The following is an 18314-nucleotide window of genomic DNA, read 5'->3' on the forward strand; positions in this document are numbered from 1 at the left end:
GTGCTGGCCAGGTAGCCGTGGGCATCGTAGAATTTGTTGTCGATGAGAATGGCGTATTCGAACGCGCTAACGGCTTTCTCGTAGTCGGCTACGCGGTAGTAGGCCTGCCCCAGGTTGTACCAGGCAATAGCGGAGTAAGGGTCTTCGTCGGTGAAGCGGCGAAAAAAATTCCAGGTTGGCTTCCAGCCGTTCGCTCACCTCTAGGCAGTACAGCAACTCCTGCACCGCCACGTCGTTGTCGGAGTTCAGGCGCAGGCTCTGCTTGTAGTACTTGGCGGCACTCTTGTATTTCTGCCAGCTCTGGTACGCCAGCCCCAGATTGAAAAAGATGTCGTCACGGTCGGGCGCACGCTCTACGGCGCCTAGAAAAAATTCTACAGCTGTCGAGAAGTCGCCGCGCTGGGTAGCGATAATGCCACGCGTCACGGCCACGTCGGGGTTATCGGGGTCGAGTAGGGCTACGGCCTCAATTTGGGTAGCAGCTTCGGCATACTCGCCTTTCATGGCCAACACCTGCGCGCGGTCAATCAACAGCTCCGTGCTAAATGGATATTGCGCAATAGCGGCTTCGCAGGCCTGCAAGGCCTTGGCATATTCGGTGTTACTGGTATAGTGGTCGATGATGCTTTCGAACTCGGCCAGATCAAAAAAGACGGACTCATTGCTGGCCACCATCTGTTCAAAACGGCGTACGGTGGCCTGCACTTCGTCCCGTTCCTCAAAATTCTCGTTCATTCTCATACTGCAAAAAGCAAAGGACCGTCAAAAAGGCAGACTCTGCCGGCTAAGGGAGGGTAGGCCACCAGCGTGGCGCTACTGTTTCTAAGTTACAACAACCGCACCGGATGCCGGCAAGTTCTGTCGTAGGCCCGCGCAGCACCAAGCAATGGTTTCGGCCAGCGGTCGAAAGGCTATACCCGTGGCCTGCTGCACTTTTTTGGCTTGATAAGTAGTGGCTCGGCGGCCAGCGCGGGCAGTGTCTTTGGTGATGAGCGGCCGCGCCCCGGTCATAATAGAGCGCACGTGTTCCAGTCGCCAAATTGCCTCGGCGGCCCACTCTGGCACTTGCAGGGTAGGCGGCTTCTTTTGAAAACACTGCGCTGCTTCCGCCAGAAATTCGCGCAGGGGCATGGCACCCGCGTTCAGCACGTAGCGCTGGCCCGTCAGGCTGGTCTCGAAGGCGAGATGCAGCATCATGGCCACTACATCGCGCACATCTACAAAATTGATGCTGCCGGCCGTGTAAAAAGCGTGCTGCTGGTAGGCGTACCGAAAGAGGCGGGTGCTGCTCCGGTCCCAATCGGCCGGTCCTAATATTACGGAGGGGTTTACCATCACGGCATTCAACCCCTCGGCCACACCGCGCCATACCTCCAGCTCCGCCAAGTACTTCGACGTAGCGTAGGCCGGGTGCTCGGCGCCCAGGTCCCACTTCGCGGTTTCGTCCAGCGTCAGCGGGCCAGCGGGTGTTTCCGGTGTGGCAGCCGCTCCGCCCAGCGCCGCCACCGACGACACGTGGCACAGCCGTACGCTAGGATATTGTAAACAAGCATCTACTACAGCCGCTGTTCCTTCTACATTCACTTGTAGTAGAGCCGTTTCGGCTTGAGGAGCGTAGGAAACCAGCCCCGCGCAGTGAAACACATGCGTAACGTCGGCCAAAGAGGCTTGCAGCAAATCCGTGTCCCGGATATCGCCCTCTACCCACTCCACCTGTTGTGCAATTGAGCCGGTTGGCGGAGCTTGCCTATACATAGCCCGCACCGCGTACCCACGCGTCACCAGCGCATCAATCAGGAAACTGCCCAGCAGGCCGCTACCACCGGTGACGAAAATCATAGGAAAGAAGTAAGCGTAAAGAAGGCGGACCGTTCGTAATCGAATGTAGGAAAAATTGCGGGTCCGCGGCCGCTTACAGGGTATTATTCAGCAGAGGCAATTCTAATGCTTTGCGCAGGTAATTGGTGGTGAGCACCTTATTGCGTAGGGTAGCCGTGTGCTTCACATTGTGGGTATCTGTTCCCAGCATATCTACCAAACCCGCATCAATGAGCTTTTCAGCTACGCGCTGTGCTCCTGATGAGTAGTAACCCGCCAGCGAATTCAAATTAACCTGCAATAGCACGCCACTCTCACGAATACGCTCCAACTCCTCAAACCGGCCGTAGAGGTAGGTATAGCGCTCAGGATGCGCCAGTACCGGTTGGTAACCTGCTGCCCGCAGATTAAATACGGTTTCAGCTAAGTTGAAAGGCTCGTTGATATAAGATGTTTCAAAAAGCAGATAGTGCCGGTCGCCACCAAATGTTAGCAGTTCCTCGTTCGTTTCCAGCTTACGCCCAAACCACTCATCTAGGTAGTATTCGGCAGCGCATTCCAACTCTATATCCGTAATACCCGCTGCGGAAGCGGCTGTTCGCAATTGTGTCAGCGCGGCCCTAATGGTAGCAGGCGTATTCCGAAAAAAATCCCCCATCACATGGGGCGTCATAATCAGCTTACGGTAGCCTAATTCCTGCATTTCCCGCAACAGCTCCACCGAATGCTCCACCGTGGCTGCCCCGTCGTCGATGCCTGGCAGCAAGTGCGAATGCATGTCTACCACCAGTTCCTGCAACGACGCGGGAGCCGTAGCCGGCGCCATGCTACCAAATATTTTTTGCAGAAAAGAAGACATTTCGTATTAAAAGCTAGGAGGACATACGCTTCCGCAAACGTCCAACCAGTCCCTGTGGTGCAGTTGGCTCCTCATAATATCCTTGCCCATAGCCGTAGCCATAGCCATAGCCGTAGCCGTAACCATACATGCCGTTTGCTTTGGCATCGTTCAGGATGGTAGTCAGCTTGGTAAAGCCATTGGCACGAATCAGTTTGTTGATGTTTTTGAGGAAGGCTTTTTTCGAGTAGTTGGCCCGCACGATGTAGATCGGTACATCGGCTTTGCGCATAATTAGAATACCATCCGTTACTAGCCCTACCGGCGGCGTGTCAATCATCACTACATCGTAGTGCTGATATAACTCAGCCAACAGCTCATCAAACTTCGGATTTAGAATCAGCTCCGATGGGTTGGGTGGCGTAGGGCCAGCCGAAATGAAGTCGAGGGTAGGAATAGAGGTATGCTGAATGCATTCTTCCCAAGCATGCCGCTCAATAAGAATCGTACTGATACCCTTCACATTAGGGGCATCGAACGCCAAATTCACCTTGGGCTTGCGCATGTCCAGATCCAGCACTACTACCCGCTGCTCAGAAGAAGCAATAATAGCCGCCAAGTTCACCGTCACGAAGGTTTTGCCCTCACCACTGACTGTAGACGTCACCGAAATTAGACGCTTCTTCTTGGAAGACGCCATAAACTCTAGATTGGTCCGAATAGAGCGAATAGCCTCTGAAATAGCCGACTTCGGATTCTTGTCCACCACTAACTTCGACACGGCCATTTTCTCGCGGTCGTAGGTAGGGATTACGCCTAATACAGTAGCTGCACTATTCCGCTCCAATTCCCGAATATTGGTTACAGTGTTGTGCATGAGGTAGCGCACCGCAATTAGCCCAATACCCAACACAATACCGCCTGCTAAACCAATAGCGTACACCATAGCACGCACGGGTGAGATGGGGGTACTTGGAGCAGAAGCAGGGGACAGAATTTGGAAGTCGGGGGTAGTTCCGGCCATCGCAATGCCATACGACATTTTTCGGTCCATCAGCATTCCGTTTGTTCGCTCCAATAGCTCGAATGGCCGGCGTAGGCGTTCCTGCTCTGTAAATTTTTGGGGTAGGGCTTGTAAACGGGCTTCCATCTGCTGGCGTTGTTGGTTCATTAGCGCCAGCTGTTTTTGCAATACTGTTTGGTTTTGCAATAGTAAGTCTTGTACCGTTTTTTTGGTGAAAGCCATAGCTTCCTGTCGCAACTGCACAGCAGTGGTAGTAGATTTATACGATTTCAACACCTGCTGTAGCTCTAGTTGCTGGTCGTTGAACTGTTGCAGGAGCTGCGGCAGTTGTGAATCGCCTAGATCTCCCAACGCTGGAATAGCCTGCGCTACATCTACATCTCCTCTACCTATTATCTGGTCATTATCTACTGTACTACGCAGTTCTGTAAGCAGCTTCACCTTCTCTAGCAGCTTCTGGCGTTCTACTTCCTGATCAGCAATAGCAGAAGCAATAGTAGTTAGCTCACCTTTTACATCAAAAGCTTGATTGCGTTCAGCAAAGGATTGAATATCTCCCTCAGCTTTATTTAAGCCAGCTTTGCTTTTATCTAATTCAGAATCAATAAACTGAAGCGTTCTAGCAGCTTGCTCTTGCTTCTTTAATACCTTTTCAATTAAGTAAACTGTATCTACTTTATTAACGATGTCCTGAGCTTTGAGCGGTGTATTATCTGTGAATGAAATATTAATAGTACTTGCGTCTGGATTTTCAATTGCCACACTTAGATTGGCATTTAAATAATTATTAATGGCACTATTATCATTAATTACAAAATGATAGTTACCATCTATCGTTTCTGACCCAAAAAAATCAGTCTTAGAAACAGTCAATATGAAGCCAGGCGTTTCAATAGGTTGTCCAACCTGGTACTCCTGCCCTTGTTCTTTGCCCTGCACTTCGTAGGAAAGTGTGAAGCGCTGTTCATCTAAGAAATCAACAGCAAAACGGGTATTGAACTGAGAACCATCTTGCACTGTGTAACTGACCTTGAACGGTGAAATCTGGTACAATTCGCGCTCGAGTACTGTGCCTTCTGCATAATAATTTACATCAAGCATTAGTGAATCCTTCAGGCGGCGGTAAATTAAATCAGACTTGATCAGTTCCACCTCTCCTGAAAGGTTGTTCAGGCTTTGCTTTTTCTCCATACCTTCACCAACCCCACCTAAGCCCAACACTCCCGCCTCCGTCTTCTCATCTATTTTCAAGACCGATGATGATCGGTAGATAGAGGGCGTATAACGCAAAAACAGCCAAGAGGCTGTCAGACCTAAGCCAATTAATAATATTACCCACGGCAGGCTCTTGCGCGCTACCATAAGGAGTGTAGTCAAATCTAAGCCAGTGCCTTCATCTTCCTCCGACTCGGCCTCGCCACCACCCGCGTTGCGGATCAGCTCTTCTAATTCAACTTCTTCTTTCGCAGCCATAGGGGCGCTTTGCTGTTGATTTGATGGTACTGTTTAACGACAGTGATAAGTATAATTGTTTGTTAATTATCACGCCTTAACGTAATTGTCAGATAGATAATAGTAGTAGCTAACCCCGCTAATCCGCTAACAATAGTAAATAACGGAGCAATATCCCCTACTGCCTCAAAAAACGGTCGTCGTACAGGCTCAACATAAATTATGTCGTTGGGTTCCACCTGCAGATTGGCTTTACGCATGCCAGCAAAGGAGGTGAGGTCGATGACCTGCACGCGCGGGTTCTTTAGATCACCCCGAATCAAGCGAATATTATCGGCCCGGCCTATGCGCCCGGTTCCTGCTCCCGTAATAGCACCACCATCGATGCCTCCTGCTAATGCCAAGACTTCAATTAGATTCATGTTATCATTGGCCAAAGGAATGATCTGACCACTGCTACCACCTACAGCCCCTAGAACGATAATACGGTTGTTGCTGACCTGCGTCGTCACAAAGGGTTGCTGATAGAACTCATTGTATCTGCCTCTGAGTACACTATCTACTTCTAGTAAGGTATAACCGCTCAGCTTCACATCGCCTACCATGGGTAGGCGCACGATACCGTCATTTTGCACTAAAAACTCGGCACCACCATTCTGGGCACCACCTCCGCGACTAGCGCCAGCCTGTTGCCGACCAACTCCTACGGCCTGCCGACTACCACCTCCGGTAGGGGCGCCAAACGATAGTTCGCCGTTTGGGTCAATTATAGATTCTCCCTCGTTAGTATACACCCGGATAGCGAGGTAGTCGTTAGGCTGAATGACGTAGTTGCGCTCAGCACGATTTACAGCACGACGCAGTTTAGATGTATCAGCCATCGTACCATCGAGGCGGAACATAGTGTTCTGCTGCCGTACACGTGAGGTGGTGCAGGAAGAAAGCAATACTACTAGCGAAAATGGTAGGCAGAGCAGCCAGAAACGCAAGAGGCGACGAAGAACGGGTAGTTGTTGCATGCAGGCCGGACAAGCCGGATCAGATCTAGGATACAGACTGACAGCACCTTAGCGCTGGTTTGCCTATCTGGAAACCTTCAAAGTAACCAAATTGGCCGTCCCTTTCAAAATTCGCACCACTACAGCTCTGTGCCTGACCAGATACTTGTTTACTTTATTTTTAGGGGCTTAGGAAGCAAAACTAATTAGAGGGGCTGTTGACGAAGCAATTTAAGTAAGAGTTTGTACAGGTCTTCGTGGCGATGATTGAAGCGAAACTCGGCCTCTTTCAAGTGTAGTAAAAACGTATGGTTGGGCACGCCCTTGAAGCGTTGCAGATGGGCTTTGGCAAAGCTCCAAAATGATTCAATCCCGTTGATATGCGAGGCTCCCTGGACAAACTCGTTCTGCCCATGATGCACCCGAAAATGACGGTCGTAGCCCACGTCCACCAAGCCATCATAGCCGCGCCAGCCATCGGTGTTGACCATCGCCGTGACATCAATCTTACCCCGAATAATAGCTTGCAGGGTCTTTTTCGAGCAATCCGGGACGATTTCCGTGTATACCTGAGCCCCGCGTTTGAACAGGCCAAAGACAATGGTTTTACCCCCCGCTCCCCGGCCCCGTTTGCCGCGTACGCGCCGCGGGCCGAAGTAGCTCTCGTCCAGTTCGACGGCCCCGTCCAGGTCAGCCGGCACCGGGCTGCAAGCTAGCAGCCGGTGGCGCAGGCGCAGGTATATGTCGTTGACCGCGCGTACGCTCAGACCCGTCAGCCGGGCCGCGTCCGAAGCCGTCAAATCCAGCGCGAAAAGACGCAACAAGTAGCGAAATTTGACCTCGGAAATTTTGCTGCACTTATAATAGCGGTTAGTTTGCTGCATAACAGGAAGTTATGCCCCATTCCTCGCTTTTTGCTTCCTAAGCCCCATTTTTAATATCAACACATAACTAATAACTTACGTTTGTTAGTATAAAGCCCTTTCCCACCCCATCCATGCTAATAGAAGAAGTTGAAAATCAGACACTGATTGCGCAAATAGTGCGTGATTTTGGCGCCACCTATATCAAGCCGCACATGATGCGTTGGGATGAAAGCCAGGAATTTCCCATTGACGTGTTCCATCAGCTAGGCGAATTAGGCCTAATGGGCGTGTTAGTACCGCAACAGTATGGCGGTTCGGGCTTCGGCTACCCAGAATACGTGACGGCTATTGCCGAGTTGGCCAAAATTGATGGTAGCATCGGCCTCTCTATGGCGGCGCATAACTCGCTTTGCACCGGCCATATTCTCCAACATGCTTCTGAGGAGCAGAAGCAGAAGTATCTTCCCAAACTATCTTCCGGCGAGTGGATTGGTGCCTGGGGCCTAACCGAACCGAATACCGGGTCGGATGCTGGCAACATGCGTACTACCGCTGTGCTAGACGGCAATGAATACGTGCTCAATGGCGCCAAAAACTTTATTACCCACGGCAAATCTGGCCATGTGGCAGTAGTGATTGCGCGTACCGGTGAGGTAGGCGACTCACACGGCATGACAGCATTTATCGTGGAGCGTGGTACGCCCGGCTTTGCAGGTGGCCGCAAAGAAGATAAGCTAGGCATGCGCGCCTCCGAAACCACCGAAATGATTTTCACAGACTGCCGCATACCGCAGGAAAACGTGATTGGTAAGGTAGGAGACGGCTTTATACAGTCGCTGAAGGTGCTGGATGGCGGCCGCATTAGCATTGCGGCACTGAGCCTAGGCATAGCGCAGGGCGCGATGGAAGCTGCACTAAATTATTCGCAGGAACGCCATCAATTCAATCAGCCCATCAGCAACTTCCAGGGGATTTCTTTTAAGTTAGCGGATATGGCGACGGAAATTGAGGCTGCTTTATTGCTCACCTATCGCGCCGCCGATATGAAGCAGCGTGGTTTGAACGTAAATCGCGAATCGGCGATGGCGAAGCTTTACGCATCGGAAGTAGCGGTGCGCGTAGCCAACGAAGGGGTGCAGATTTTTGGCGGCTACGGTTACACTAAAGACTACCCTGCGGAGAAATATTACCGCGACGCCAAACTTTGTACCATTGGTGAGGGTACTTCCGAAATTCAGAAACTGGTCATTGCCCGCAGTCTGCTTAACACCTAAAAATAGGCCCTGCTAACGTTATTTTCGCTTCCTCGTGTTTTGAGAAAGCGATTTGCGGGCCTGTAAAAACGCTTTATCACCTGAAACCTAATATGCTCGCTTTGAAATCATCAGAAACTATGGTTATCTTTGCAGCCCTTTACCAAAGCAGAAGTTTTCAAGCTAACTGAACATATGATCATCGTCCAAATCAAGGAGAACGAGTCGGTAGACCGCGCGCTGAAGCGCTTCAAGAAGAAATTTGAGCGCACGGGTGTGCTGAAAGAACTGCGTCGTCGCACGTTCTTCCAGAAGCCGTCGGTAACCAACCGCAAGCAGAAAGAGAAGGCTATCTACAAGCAAGCCACTTACGGCACAGGCAACGACTAGTCTAACCTCTCTTTGAGTTGACAAAACCGGCTGATTTGCTTTTTGAAGCGAGTCAGCCGGTTTTTCGCGTGCGTACTTTTCTGTGGAATTCCATACATTGGTAACCCAGCCCCTACCCGGCTGGTGCTTTTGTATGGAATTGTTTTTTGAATACCTGCGCTTCGAGAAGCGTTACAGTCCGCACACTTTGCTGTCGTATCAAACCGATTTGCGGCAGTTTGCTGATTATTTGCAAGTTGAGTATGAGCTGGCAGAACCAGCTCAGGCCGACCATACACTTATTCGTGGCTGGGTAGTAAGTCTGATGCAGCAGGAACTGGACCCGCGCACCGTGAACCGGAAAATAGCCTGCCTGCGCTCCTACTACAAGTTTCTGCTCCAAACGGGCTCTGCCACGCGCAACCCCATGTTGCGCATTAAGTCGCCGAAGGCAGCGAAGAAGCTGCCCGACTTTGTGCCCGAAGACTCACTGAACGGGCTGTTAAATTCCTTTGAGTTTCCGGAGACTTTTGCCGGCGTGCGCGACCAGTTAGTGCTAGAGTTACTCTATGGCACCGGTATTCGTTTGTCGGAGCTAATTGGCATCCGGCCCGATGACGTGAGCCTACCTGGCCGCACGGTGCGCGTGACAGGTAAGGGCAACAAGCAGCGCATCGTCCCGCTCAATCCCACATTATTGGGCGTGTTGGACAAGTACTTAGCGCAAAAGCAGCAGGAATTCAGTACGGCTGACAACGTCCGGCGGGCGCTCCTCGTTACGGATAAGGGAGACCCGCTCTACGAAAAGTTTGTTTATCGTACCGTGAAGCACTATTTGAGCCAGATAACCACGGCGTCGTCGCAGCAGCATCCGCACGTGCTGCGGCACTCGTTTGCCACGCACCTGCTCGGCAAAGGGGCCGACCTCAACGCTATTAAGGAGTTGTTGGGGCATGCTAATCTGGCCGCTACCCAAGTGTACACACACTTATCGATTGACAAGCTGAAAGCGGTTTTTGAGCAGGCTCATCCAAAAGCCTAAGCTATTTCTTTTACCCTTAACCCCTTACCCGATGAAAGTACAGATGCATTCGGTGCACTTCACTGCCGACCAATCCTTGCTCGACTTCATCCAGAAGCGCCTCGACAAACTGGAAACCTTCTACGACCGTGTGACGGAAGGCGAGGTTATTCTGAAGCTGAATAACAAAGACGGCATTAGCAATAAAACCTTGGAAGTGAAATTATTGGTCCCCGGCTCCACTATCTTTTGTCAGGAAGAAGCTCCTACCTTCGAGTCGGCAGCTGATGCGGCGTATGAATGCCTGCGCCGACAAATTGTGAAGTATAAGGAAAAGCACATGTCGCACTAAGGCCTCTGCCTTTCACGATATATAAAAGAAGGCCCTACCGGCTTGTCGCAGGTAGGGCCTTCTTATGAGGTTCAATTCCGCCTTATAGCTCGAAAGCCGCTTTAATCTGATTCACATAATCAAGCTTTTCCCAGGTAAAGGTCTCGGCAGTTTGGCCATTGCCATTCAACGATACCTGACCGGGCTGACGGCCCATGTGCCCATACGCGGCGGTAGCACCGAAGATGGGGTTTTGCAGGCCCAGGCGCTGCACAATGGCATACGGACGCATATCAAACAGCTCCTGCACCTTGGCCGAGATTTCACCATCGGTGAGTAGCTGGCCGCTGGCGTTGGTGGCTTTGGTAGTGCCGTAAGTCGTTACGTACACACCTACCGGCTTGGCCACGCCAATAGCGTAGGCTACCTGCACCAGCACTTGGTCGGCTACGCCCGCTGCTACTAGGTTTTTGGCAATGTGGCGCGCCGCGTAGGCAGCCGAGCGGTCTACCTTAGAGGAGTCCTTGCCAGAGAAAGCGCCACCGCCGTGGGCGCCTTTGCCGCCGTAGGTATCTACAATAATTTTGCGGCCCGTGAGGCCGGAGTCGCCGTGAGGACCACCAATCACGAACTTGCCCGTGGGGTTGATGTGGTAGGTGATCTGGTCGGTGAAGAGTTGCTGCACATCGGCGTGCAAACCGGCCTTTACGCGCGGAACCAGAATGGTTTTGATGTCGGTGGCAATCTGCGCCAGCATCTTCTCCTCCGACTCATCGAACTCGTCGTGCTGGGTGCTTACCACGATGGTTTCGATGGCCTCGGGCGTGTTGTCGTCGGCGTAGCGAATGGTTACTTGCGCCTTGGCATCGGGCCGTAGGTAAGGCATTTCCTTACCTTCTTTGCGGATGGCAGCTAGCTCGCGTAACAGGCGGTGCGAGAGGTCGAGGGCCAGGGGCATGTAGTTATCCGTCTCGCGGGTAGCGTAGCCGAACATCATGCCTTGGTCGCCGGCGCCTTGGTCTTCGGGGTTCTGGCGCTCTACGCCTTGGTTGATGTCGGGCGACTGCGCGTGAAGACGATTTTCTACCTGGCAGGTATTGCCGTCGAACTTATACTCGGGATTGTTGTAGCCAATGCGGCGAATTACGTCGCGGGCAATCTGCTCTACGTCTACCTGCGCGGTCGACTTAATTTCACCGGCCAACAGCACATAGTCGGTGGTGACGAGGGTTTCGCAGGCTACTTTGGATGTAGGATCCTGGCGCAGGAATTCGTCGAGGATAGCGTCCGAAATCTGGTCGGCGATTTTATCGGGGTGGCCTTCCGAAACCGATTCGGAGGTGAACAAGTACGGCATCAGCGTAGAAGCATATAAGGTACGCAAGGGGCCGGCAGCCCCTGCCTCGCACCGGCAGTAAGGCCAGGCAAGGCCGCAAAGCTACGAGTTTTATGTGTGGTTGTTGAATGGTGTCATTCACAATGAAAAAAGTGCAGGTCTTAACCTCCACAGTATATTCTGCGTTGTATGTCTATCATTCAATTTTCTTCTATGAAGTACATTTACACTTTAATGTTGGCTGGCTCACTGTCAGCTGCCACTACCCCAACAGCAAGTGCCCAAAAAGCACCCTCACCTTATAAAACCCGTTTTGCTGTAGATGCACCTATTACAGCAGGCTTGGGTGCGCTAAGTGGGGTAGGATTATACTTGGTTTCGCAGAAAGACGGTTTGAACGACACGCAGCTAGCTGCGCTCAACAAGAATGATGTACCTAAGTTTGACCGCTTTGTAGCAGGCAATTACAGCCAAACTGCGCAAACAGTAGGGGACTTTATTGTATATCCTACCCTACTTATTGCCCCCGGTTTGCTAGCATTGGACTCTGATGTACGTGGGCGCTATGGGCAAGTATTGGGGCTGTACTTACAAACGCTGGCAGCGCAGAACGCTATATTCACGATGACGATAGGAACCACCACGCGCTACCGGCCTTTCCTGTATGGTACTGAGGGTAGCGGTGACCGGAATAGCCATATTTCTACCAACTCGTTCTACGCTGGCCATACGGCCAACACAGCGGTGGCTACTTTCTTCGCTGCTAAGGTCTATCACGACTTCAACCCCGGCTCGGCTGCCGAGCCATTTGTGTGGACGGCGGCAGCCCTGGTACCAGCTGCTACGGCCTATACCCGCATCAAAGCTGGTAAGCATTTCCTCTCTGATAATATTGTAGGATATGTGATAGGTGCAGCTACGGGCATTGTGGTACCCCAACTACATAAAACCGCTGACCGTACGGGCCTTTCCCTGACACCAGTACAGGGAATTAATATTAATGGATATGGGTACAGCGGATTAGCTATTACGAAGCGTCTGTAATAGCCCTAAATTGACAAACTGGAATGGCCTTGCTCCTTCATCAAAAGGGCAAGGCCATTCCAGTTTGTAAGAAGAACAACCTACTGCCCAGTACCACCGCTCCCCCCTACCCCGGCCGGCTTCAGATTCGTTTCAAACAGCTTCAGAATCCGCTTGTACTCGTCGGTCCAGGAAGCAGGTTCCTCGAAGCCGTGGTTCTCGACGGGGTAGACAGCCAGCTCCCAATTCTCCTTGTGCAGCTCGATGAGCCGCTGCGTGAGGCGTACAATGTCCTGAAAGTGCACGTTGGTGTCCACCATACCGTGGCACATCAGTAGGGCACCTTTCAGGCCATCGGCGTAGTAGATGGGTGACGAGCGAGCGTAGGCGATGCTGTCGTTGTAGGGCTCGTTGAGGATGTTATCGGTGTAGCCATGGTTGTAGTGCGCCCAATCTGTGACGGAGCGCAGGGCGGCCCCAGCCTTGAACACCTCAGGCTGGGTGAACATAGCCATGAGCGTGATGAAGCCGCCGTAGCTGCCGCCGTAAATTCCGATGCGCTGAGGGCTGACACCGTATTTTTCAGCCAGCATTTTGGCGCCGTCTACGTGGTCGGTGAGGTCTTTGCCGCCCATGTAGCGGTAGATGCCGGTGCGCACATCGCGGCCGTAGCCAGCCGAGCCGCGGTAGTCCATGTCCAGCACCGTGTAGCCTTTGTCTACCAACAGGTTATGGAACATGTACTCGCGGAAGTAGCTGCTCCACCACTTATGCGCGTTTTGGAGGTAGCCAGCGCCGTGCACAAAAATCACGGCGGGGCCTTGCGCCGCGGGGTTGGCGGGGCGGTAGAGACGGGCGTACACATCGGCGCCGTCGCGGGCCTTGAAGGTTACAATTTCCGGTTCGCGCCAGGGGTAGCTTTCAAACTCGGGGGTAGTGGAGTGCGTGAGCTGACGCATTTTGGCGCCGGGCTTGTTGTCCATCACGTATAGCTCCCAGGGCTTGTTGGAATAGCTGTAGCGCACAGCCAACGTTTTCTCGTCGGGTGAGAGCGTGACTTCGTTGGCGCCTACCTTGCTGGTAATCTGCGTCATCGTACCGCCCTCTACTGGCATGCGGTAGAATTGCTGCTGGCCGGGCTCGGGCTTGTTGGCCGTGAGATACCACGTCTTTTTATCGCGGCTGAGCTGGGCGTTCAGAATTTCGAATTTGCCGCTGGTGAGGGCCTTTTTCTGGCCGTTCGTAACGTCGATGGTGTAGAGGTGGGAGTAGCCGGTGGCTTCGCTCTGAAACCACATGCGCCGATTGTCGGGCAGCCAGCCTACGTTGCCGGTGCCATAGCCAATGCCAGGCCCGTTGATCCAAGCATCGTCGTGCTGACGGTCGAGAAGCTTGATTTTCTGGGTAGCGGGGTCGAGGCCCACAATCCAGCGGTCCTTGTTGTCGGCCGAGCGGATGACCACGAAAGCGTGCTTACCATCTGGGCTCCACACGGGGCCGTAGGGCTGCACGCGGCGCAGTTCGGTGGCTGGCTTTTTCTTTTTAGCGGCCGTAGCGGCTTTGGCTGAGTCGGCGGGGGTAGGCGCTTTGGCTTTCAGCTGATATTCTTTGCGGTAGGCTGGCTGCTCGTCGAGGCCCTGCAACTCCCTATAGCCCAGCACAAAGGTGGTATCACGACCAATATCGTAGATGCCCAGCTGCAAAGCCGTTTGCGGGGCGCCTACCTTGGTACGGGTCGAAATGTCCTCGGTGAAGCCCGAGGCCGTGACGAAGGCCGGCACCACGGCCACCTTCTCGCTGGCCGGCTCCTGCACCAGGGAGTAGGTCGCGTAGCGGCCATCGGGAGAGAGTTGGAGATTACGCACACTCTGTTGGCCCAAGTAAATAGGCTTGGGGCGGAGCTTGTTGAGTGCCTTCTGCGCCCGCTCGCGGGCCTTGGCGTCTTGGTCGCGCTGCCGGATGATGTCGAACAAGGCCAGCTGCTGTGCCTTCAGAAATTTCTCTTCGGGGTCGGTGAGGCTGTTCTTGGGCTTGGCGCCCTTGCGGAAGTCGGTGCGCTGGACCGTTTCGCCGGTGGCGGGGTTCCAGGTGAACAGGTTGCCGCCGCGGGCGTAGCTGACGAGCTGGCCTTGCAGGGCGAAATCGGGGTTGGATTCGCGCTCGGCGGTGTTGGTCACCTGCCGAACCTTGCCCGATTTCAGATCCAATAAAAAGATGTCACCCTCTTTCTCATACACCTTACGGGTGTACCGCTCGTCGTAGGTGCCGCTGCCGGCGGGTAGGGCCTGCTGTTCCCGGAAGCTTACCTTCCGGGCAGAACCACCGCCGGGAGTCACGTAGTACAGCGAGTCCTGGCGGTTTTTATCGGGATTCCAACTGAAATAGATGCGCTTGCCATCCTCGCTCCAGAACACGTTGCTGGGCGCCGTGCCCAGCCATTGGGTAGGGTCGCGCATGATTTTCTCCACCGTCAGCGGAGCCAGGGAAGAGGTAGGCGTTTGCGCAGTAGCAGCCAGTGGCAACACGCTGGCAAAAACAAGCAGAGCGGAGAGTTTTCGCATAGATAGGCGGAAGGATGAACCGCAACTTACGCAGTTCCACCCAAGGACGCCAACCGCCGCCCGGCGTTGCAACGGCTCTATTAGCAGCCTATCTACAAATCGGCCAGCTCCAGGCGCAGGTTGCGGCGGGCGGCATCTTCCAGCCGCTGCCGAAACTCGGGCGTGCGATACAGGGTTGGCGCGGCCAGCATCTTTTCCAATACTTTACGTCGGCCGGGACGGTACAGCATATCCGGAATCAGGCGGTACTCCTGCCGGATCTGGCGGGCGTATTGCCAGTAATCGGCTTCCGGCGCGCCCAGGATTTGCAGATCGGCATCCAGGAAAAACGCCAAATCAGCATCCGGCGCAGAAAGCGGCTGGGTGTGGTCTTTGGTGCGCTCGATGAGGTAGGTCACGCGCTGCCGACGGGCGGCAGACAAGGTAGTCTGCTCCAAGAACTTCAGCGCCAGCGTGGCACTGCGTTCCTCATTGTTGGAGCGACGGGCACTGTACACGGCATCATGAAACCAGATAGCCAGCTGCACCACCGCGGGGTCTTGCAGGGTAGAGGCATAACGCTCGGCGGCGTCCAGCAGCGTCCGCACGTGGTGCAGGGTATGATAATGGCGGTCGGAGGCGGAGTAGGCGGCGCTGAGCTGCTCGTACGCCGCGGCGCGAGCTGCCTCATCGGATAGCATGGGGGCCGTCAGCTGGTGCCAACGGTTGGATAAGGTAGAATTCGTCACATCAATCAACTTCAACAGGAAGTCTGCTTTCTACAAAAAATGATGCCTGATTAGTTCTTAGTAGCCACTCCGTACGGATTTAGCTTCTTTTTTTCCAAGAATCTATCAGGCGCAGTGAGCGGAGTGAAGCCAAACTGTTGATACAGGCCGTGCGCATCTACGGTAGCCAGCATGTGCCGGCGCTGATCTTTCAGCTCCGGGTGCGTCCATATCACCTCCATCAGCCACTTCGACAAGCCCCTACCCCGGAATTCGGGCAGCACAAACACGTCGCAGAGCCAAGCAAACGTGGCCCTGTCCGTGATGACACGCGCAAAGCCCGCCTGTTGGCCATCGGGCGCAAACAGCCCAAAGTTGAGCGAGTTGGCAATGGCGCGCTCCAGGATTTCCAGCGGCATATTTGTGGCCCAATACGAGTCTTCAGCCAGGTAGCGGTGAATGGCGGCTACGTCCAGCTCGGCCGGGTTGGTGCTGATGCGGAAGCCGTCGGGGTTGGTTTGGGAGTACATGAGTTCTGTAGTTTGACCCCACCCCCCATCCCCCTCCCCTCCGGGAGAGGGGGAGCCGAGAGGAAAGCTGTTAGCCGTTAGCCTCGTTCAACAGAAGCTATCAGCCAATAGCTAACAGCCTAATCGTCTGGCTCCCCCTCTCCCGGAGGGGAGGGGGATGGGGGGGTGAGCGTTAAGTTATATTATTGAAACAGCGGCGGGTGCTTCTCGTCGAAGTCCGTGGCGTCTTGATAGGCTTTCACCAGAGCCAGCAGCTTGCCCTCTTCGTAGAGCTGGCCGGTGAAGGTGATGGTGCTGGGTAGGCCGCTGGCGCGGAAGCCGTTGGGCACAGCCACAGCCGGGTGGCCGGTGAGGTTGGTGATGGTGAGGCTGGCGCTGCTGGTGGGCGCCAGGTAGAGGTCCAAGTTTTGCAGCTTCTGGTCCATGGCTTCAATCAGCAACGTGCGGGCGCGCTGGGCCTGGATGTACTCCACGGCCGGCACAAAGCGCGACGACCGGAACGTGTTGGGCCAGGCGTAGCGGTGCTGCTGCACCAGCAGCCCGTCGCGACCCGAGCGGGTGAGGTCGTCGAAGGCGGCGGCGCCCTCCACCGAGAGGCCGAAGCGCATGGCCCCGGCGGGTAGGGTAGGCAATTCCAGCGGCACCAGCTCCACGCCCAGCTTGCGCAGTACGTCCAGGCTGGCCTGGTCGTTGGCTTTGGTGGGGTAGTCGCGGTCAAACTCCGCTTTCAGGTAGCCTACCCGTAGCTTTTTAATATTGGTGTCGAAGGCGTAGCGGAACGGCGCGGGCGCTTGCAGGGTAGCCGGGTCGCGCGGGTCGGGGCCGGCCAGGGCGGCCAGCACCAGGGCGCAATCCTCGGCCGAGCGGGTAAGCGGACCAGCTTTGTCCATAGTCCAGCTCAGGGCCATCGCTCCGGCCCTGCTGATGCGCCCGTAGGTAGGGCGCAGGCCGGTGGTACCGCAAGCTGTGCTGGGACTCACAATCGAACCCAATGTCTCAGTGCCGATAGCAAACGGCACTAGCCCCGCCGCCACTGCCGATGCTGAGCCCGCCGACGAGCCACTGCTACCCTCGCTCAGCTTCCACGGCGAGCGGGTTTTGCCACCAAACCACACGTCGCCCTGAGCTAGCGCGCCCAGCGTAAACTTGGCCACCAGTACCGCCCCGGCCTGCTCCAGGCGCTCCACCACGGCCGAGTTTTCATCCAGCATCTGGTCTTTGTAGGGCATGGCTCCCCAGGTGGTTTTGTAGCCCTTGGCGCTGAACAAATCCTTCACCCCGCACGGAATACCGTGCAGCGGTCCGAGGTACTTACCGGCTTTAATTTCCTTGTCGGCTTGGCGCGCTTGCTGCAACGCCAGCTCCTCGGTGAAGCTGATGACGCAATGCAACTGCGGGTCGTACTTTTTGAGGCGGGCCAGGCAAAACTGCGTTAGCTCTTCTGACGAAAGCTGCTTGGTGCGCAGCAGCTCGCCTAACTGGCGCACGGTGTAGTAGGCCAAGTCGTCGCGGTTGGTGGGCAGCTTCACCTTGCCCATTTTGGGCAGCTTGCCGGCGTCCGCTACGCGTGCTGGCTGCATAGCCTGGCGGATGCGGAGTGGGCGCGGGTCGAAGGTTTCGGCGGGCGCTACGCTGTTGGGCATATTCAACTGACGCAGAGCCTCGTAGCTGGCGCGATTCTGCCGCAGGTTGCTGAGGGTAGAGTCGAGCTGAGCATCGGTGAAATGCAGGCCCAGCAGGTCCTGGGCAGCTTGTACGGTAGCCAGCGTGATGGGCGGCAGCTCGACGGGGCGCGTGGCGAAAGCGCCCGCACCGAAGCAGGTCAGGCCCACGGCTAGGTAGGGTAGGGCTTTTCTTAGCATGAAAGAGTAGGGACAGCAGGTGCACAGCAAAGCTACTCGGACTACCCACTTACGCAAGTAACTTCTTGTCATTCCGAGCAAAGCGAGGAATCCAAGTTGTTATCTGGAAGTTGTTTGCGTTGATTTCCCAGGCTACTTGAACGGTGTAGAGACGCATACTTGCGTCTCCTCGCTCGCGCCAGATGGCCGAAATCGTTCAACGATGAGACGCAAGTATGCGTCTCTACACCGTTCAAGTAGCCACTCAGCTACTGAGAAAGTGAAAGGTCAGGGAAACATCAGCCACAACTGCCTTGTAGTTAAGGTAAGCATACCCTTTCCACAA

At 54.5% G+C, this 18314-nt stretch carries 16 protein-coding genes and 1 pseudogene; 5 read left to right on the plus strand and 12 right to left on the minus strand.

What is annotated here, in order from left to right; translation table 11 throughout:
• Nucleotides 1-2 precede the first annotated feature (2 nt).
• From F1C16_RS23355 to F1C16_RS14995, 7 genes and pseudogenes are all read right to left on the minus strand, one after another.
• Nucleotides 3-128 (minus strand): annotated as a pseudogene (locus F1C16_RS23355) (tetratricopeptide repeat protein); the annotation flags it as partial.
• Nucleotides 67-735 carry a tetratricopeptide repeat protein gene (locus F1C16_RS23045; RefSeq protein ID WP_258048924.1) on the minus strand — a complete coding sequence of 223 codons (669 nt, stop codon included), beginning with the start codon at nt 733-735 and terminating at the stop codon, nt 67-69. The gene F1C16_RS23045 and the pseudogene F1C16_RS23355, both read right to left, overlap by 62 nt.
• Nucleotides 736-822: 87 nt before the next feature.
• Nucleotides 823-1839, minus strand: coding sequence for an NAD-dependent epimerase/dehydratase family protein (locus tag F1C16_RS14975; RefSeq protein WP_185281431.1), 1017 nt, complete (start codon nt 1837-1839; stop codon nt 823-825).
• A gap of 73 nt (nt 1840-1912) precedes the next feature.
• On the minus strand, nt 1913-2677 hold the full coding sequence (locus F1C16_RS14980) for a tyrosine-protein phosphatase (RefSeq protein ID WP_258048925.1): 765 nt from the start codon (nt 2675-2677) through the stop codon (nt 1913-1915).
• Nucleotides 2678-2690: 13 nt separating this feature from the next.
• On the minus strand, nt 2691-5153 hold the full coding sequence (locus F1C16_RS14985) for a polysaccharide biosynthesis tyrosine autokinase (protein WP_185281432.1): 2463 nt from the start codon (nt 5151-5153) through the stop codon (nt 2691-2693).
• Between the two features lie 62 nt (nt 5154-5215).
• Nucleotides 5216-6151 carry a polysaccharide biosynthesis/export family protein gene (locus tag F1C16_RS14990; protein WP_185281433.1) on the minus strand — a complete coding sequence of 312 codons (936 nt, stop codon included), beginning with the start codon at nt 6149-6151 and terminating at the stop codon, nt 5216-5218.
• 185 nt (nt 6152-6336) lie between these two features.
• Entirely contained in the window at nt 6337-7014 is a 678-nt protein-coding gene (locus tag F1C16_RS14995) for an IS1595 family transposase (RefSeq protein ID WP_185281262.1), read from the minus strand.
• A 113-nt stretch (nt 7015-7127) separates the two neighbouring features.
• On the opposite strand from F1C16_RS14995, the gene F1C16_RS15000 reads away from it, so the two are divergent.
• The 4 genes from F1C16_RS15000 to hpf all read left to right on the plus strand — a co-directional run bounded on the left by F1C16_RS15000 (nt 7128) and on the right by hpf (nt 9991).
• Nucleotides 7128-8270 (plus strand): acyl-CoA dehydrogenase family protein, encoded by a 1143-nt coding sequence (locus F1C16_RS15000; protein WP_185281434.1) that lies wholly within the window; start codon nt 7128-7130, stop codon nt 8268-8270.
• A gap of 174 nt (nt 8271-8444) precedes the next feature.
• A complete protein-coding gene (gene rpsU, locus F1C16_RS15005) occupies nt 8445-8639 on the plus strand; it encodes a 30S ribosomal protein S21 (protein WP_185281435.1) in 195 nt (64 codons plus the stop codon).
• Between the two features lie 133 nt (nt 8640-8772).
• Complete coding sequence (locus F1C16_RS15010; RefSeq protein ID WP_185281436.1) at nt 8773-9660, plus strand: tyrosine-type recombinase/integrase; 888 nt, start codon at nt 8773-8775, stop codon at nt 9658-9660.
• Nucleotides 9661-9691: 31 nt separating this feature from the next.
• Entirely contained in the window at nt 9692-9991 is a 300-nt protein-coding gene (gene hpf, locus F1C16_RS15015) for a ribosome hibernation-promoting factor, HPF/YfiA family (protein WP_185281437.1), read from the plus strand.
• A gap of 82 nt (nt 9992-10073) precedes the next feature.
• On the opposite strand, the gene metK is transcribed toward hpf, so the two are convergent.
• Nucleotides 10074-11327, minus strand: coding sequence for a methionine adenosyltransferase (gene metK, locus F1C16_RS15020; protein WP_185281438.1), 1254 nt, complete (start codon nt 11325-11327; stop codon nt 10074-10076).
• A gap of 192 nt (nt 11328-11519) precedes the next feature.
• On the opposite strand from metK, the gene F1C16_RS15025 reads away from it, so the two are divergent.
• The gene (locus tag F1C16_RS15025) at nt 11520-12350 is read left to right on the plus strand and encodes a phosphatase PAP2 family protein (protein WP_185281439.1); all 831 of its coding nucleotides are present in this window, start codon (nt 11520-11522) and stop codon (nt 12348-12350) included.
• A gap of 80 nt (nt 12351-12430) precedes the next feature.
• Here F1C16_RS15025 and F1C16_RS15030 read toward each other — a convergent pair whose 3' ends face one another.
• The 4 genes from F1C16_RS15030 to F1C16_RS15045 form a co-directional block, all read right to left on the minus strand.
• The gene (locus tag F1C16_RS15030; RefSeq protein ID WP_185281440.1) at nt 12431-14890 is read right to left on the minus strand and encodes a prolyl oligopeptidase family serine peptidase; all 2460 of its coding nucleotides are present in this window, start codon (nt 14888-14890) and stop codon (nt 12431-12433) included.
• Between the two features lie 92 nt (nt 14891-14982).
• Entirely contained in the window at nt 14983-15618 is a 636-nt protein-coding gene (locus F1C16_RS15035; protein ID WP_185281441.1) for a metal-dependent phosphohydrolase, read from the minus strand.
• 50 nt (nt 15619-15668) lie between these two features.
• Complete coding sequence (locus tag F1C16_RS15040; protein ID WP_185281442.1) at nt 15669-16127, minus strand: GNAT family N-acetyltransferase; 459 nt, start codon at nt 16125-16127, stop codon at nt 15669-15671.
• Nucleotides 16128-16309: 182 nt separating this feature from the next.
• Nucleotides 16310-17989, minus strand: a complete 1680-nt coding sequence (locus tag F1C16_RS15045) for an amidase (protein ID WP_185281443.1) — start codon at nt 17987-17989, stop codon at nt 16310-16312.
• Nucleotides 17990-18314: the final 325 nt, after the last annotated feature.

The sequence above is a fragment of the Hymenobacter sp. NBH84 genome (assembly GCF_014217645.1).
Classification (GTDB): Bacteria; Bacteroidota; Bacteroidia; order Cytophagales; family Hymenobacteraceae; genus Hymenobacter; species Hymenobacter profundi.

Coding starts and splice junctions, on each gene's coding strand:
- F1C16_RS15040 (WP_185281442.1), bottom strand. CDS start 16,127: ATGTACTCCCAAACCAACCCCGACGGCTTCCGCATCAGCACCAACCCG.
- F1C16_RS14985 (WP_185281432.1), bottom strand. CDS start 5,153: ATGGCTGCGAAAGAAGAAGTTGAATTAGAAGAGCTGATCCGCAACGCG.
- F1C16_RS15010 (WP_185281436.1), top strand. CDS start 8,773: ATGGAATTGTTTTTTGAATACCTGCGCTTCGAGAAGCGTTACAGTCCG.
- F1C16_RS15045 (WP_185281443.1), bottom strand. CDS start 17,989: ATGCTAAGAAAAGCCCTACCCTACCTAGCCGTGGGCCTGACCTGCTTC.
- F1C16_RS14980 (WP_258048925.1), bottom strand. CDS start 2,677: ATGTCTTCTTTTCTGCAAAAAATATTTGGTAGCATGGCGCCGGCTACG.
- F1C16_RS15000 (WP_185281434.1), top strand. CDS start 7,128: ATGCTAATAGAAGAAGTTGAAAATCAGACACTGATTGCGCAAATAGTG.
- rpsU (WP_185281435.1), top strand. CDS start 8,445: ATGATCATCGTCCAAATCAAGGAGAACGAGTCGGTAGACCGCGCGCTG.
- F1C16_RS15025 (WP_185281439.1), top strand. CDS start 11,520: ATGAAGTACATTTACACTTTAATGTTGGCTGGCTCACTGTCAGCTGCC.
- F1C16_RS14975 (WP_185281431.1), bottom strand. CDS start 1,839: ATGATTTTCGTCACCGGTGGTAGCGGCCTGCTGGGCAGTTTCCTGATT.
- F1C16_RS23045 (WP_258048924.1), bottom strand. CDS start 735: ATGAACGAGAATTTTGAGGAACGGGACGAAGTGCAGGCCACCGTACGC.
- F1C16_RS15030 (WP_185281440.1), bottom strand. CDS start 14,890: ATGCGAAAACTCTCCGCTCTGCTTGTTTTTGCCAGCGTGTTGCCACTG.
- F1C16_RS14995 (WP_185281262.1), bottom strand. CDS start 7,014: ATGCAGCAAACTAACCGCTATTATAAGTGCAGCAAAATTTCCGAGGTC.
- hpf (WP_185281437.1), top strand. CDS start 9,692: ATGAAAGTACAGATGCATTCGGTGCACTTCACTGCCGACCAATCCTTG.
- F1C16_RS14990 (WP_185281433.1), bottom strand. CDS start 6,151: ATGCAACAACTACCCGTTCTTCGTCGCCTCTTGCGTTTCTGGCTGCTC.
- metK (WP_185281438.1), bottom strand. CDS start 11,327: ATGCCGTACTTGTTCACCTCCGAATCGGTTTCGGAAGGCCACCCCGAT.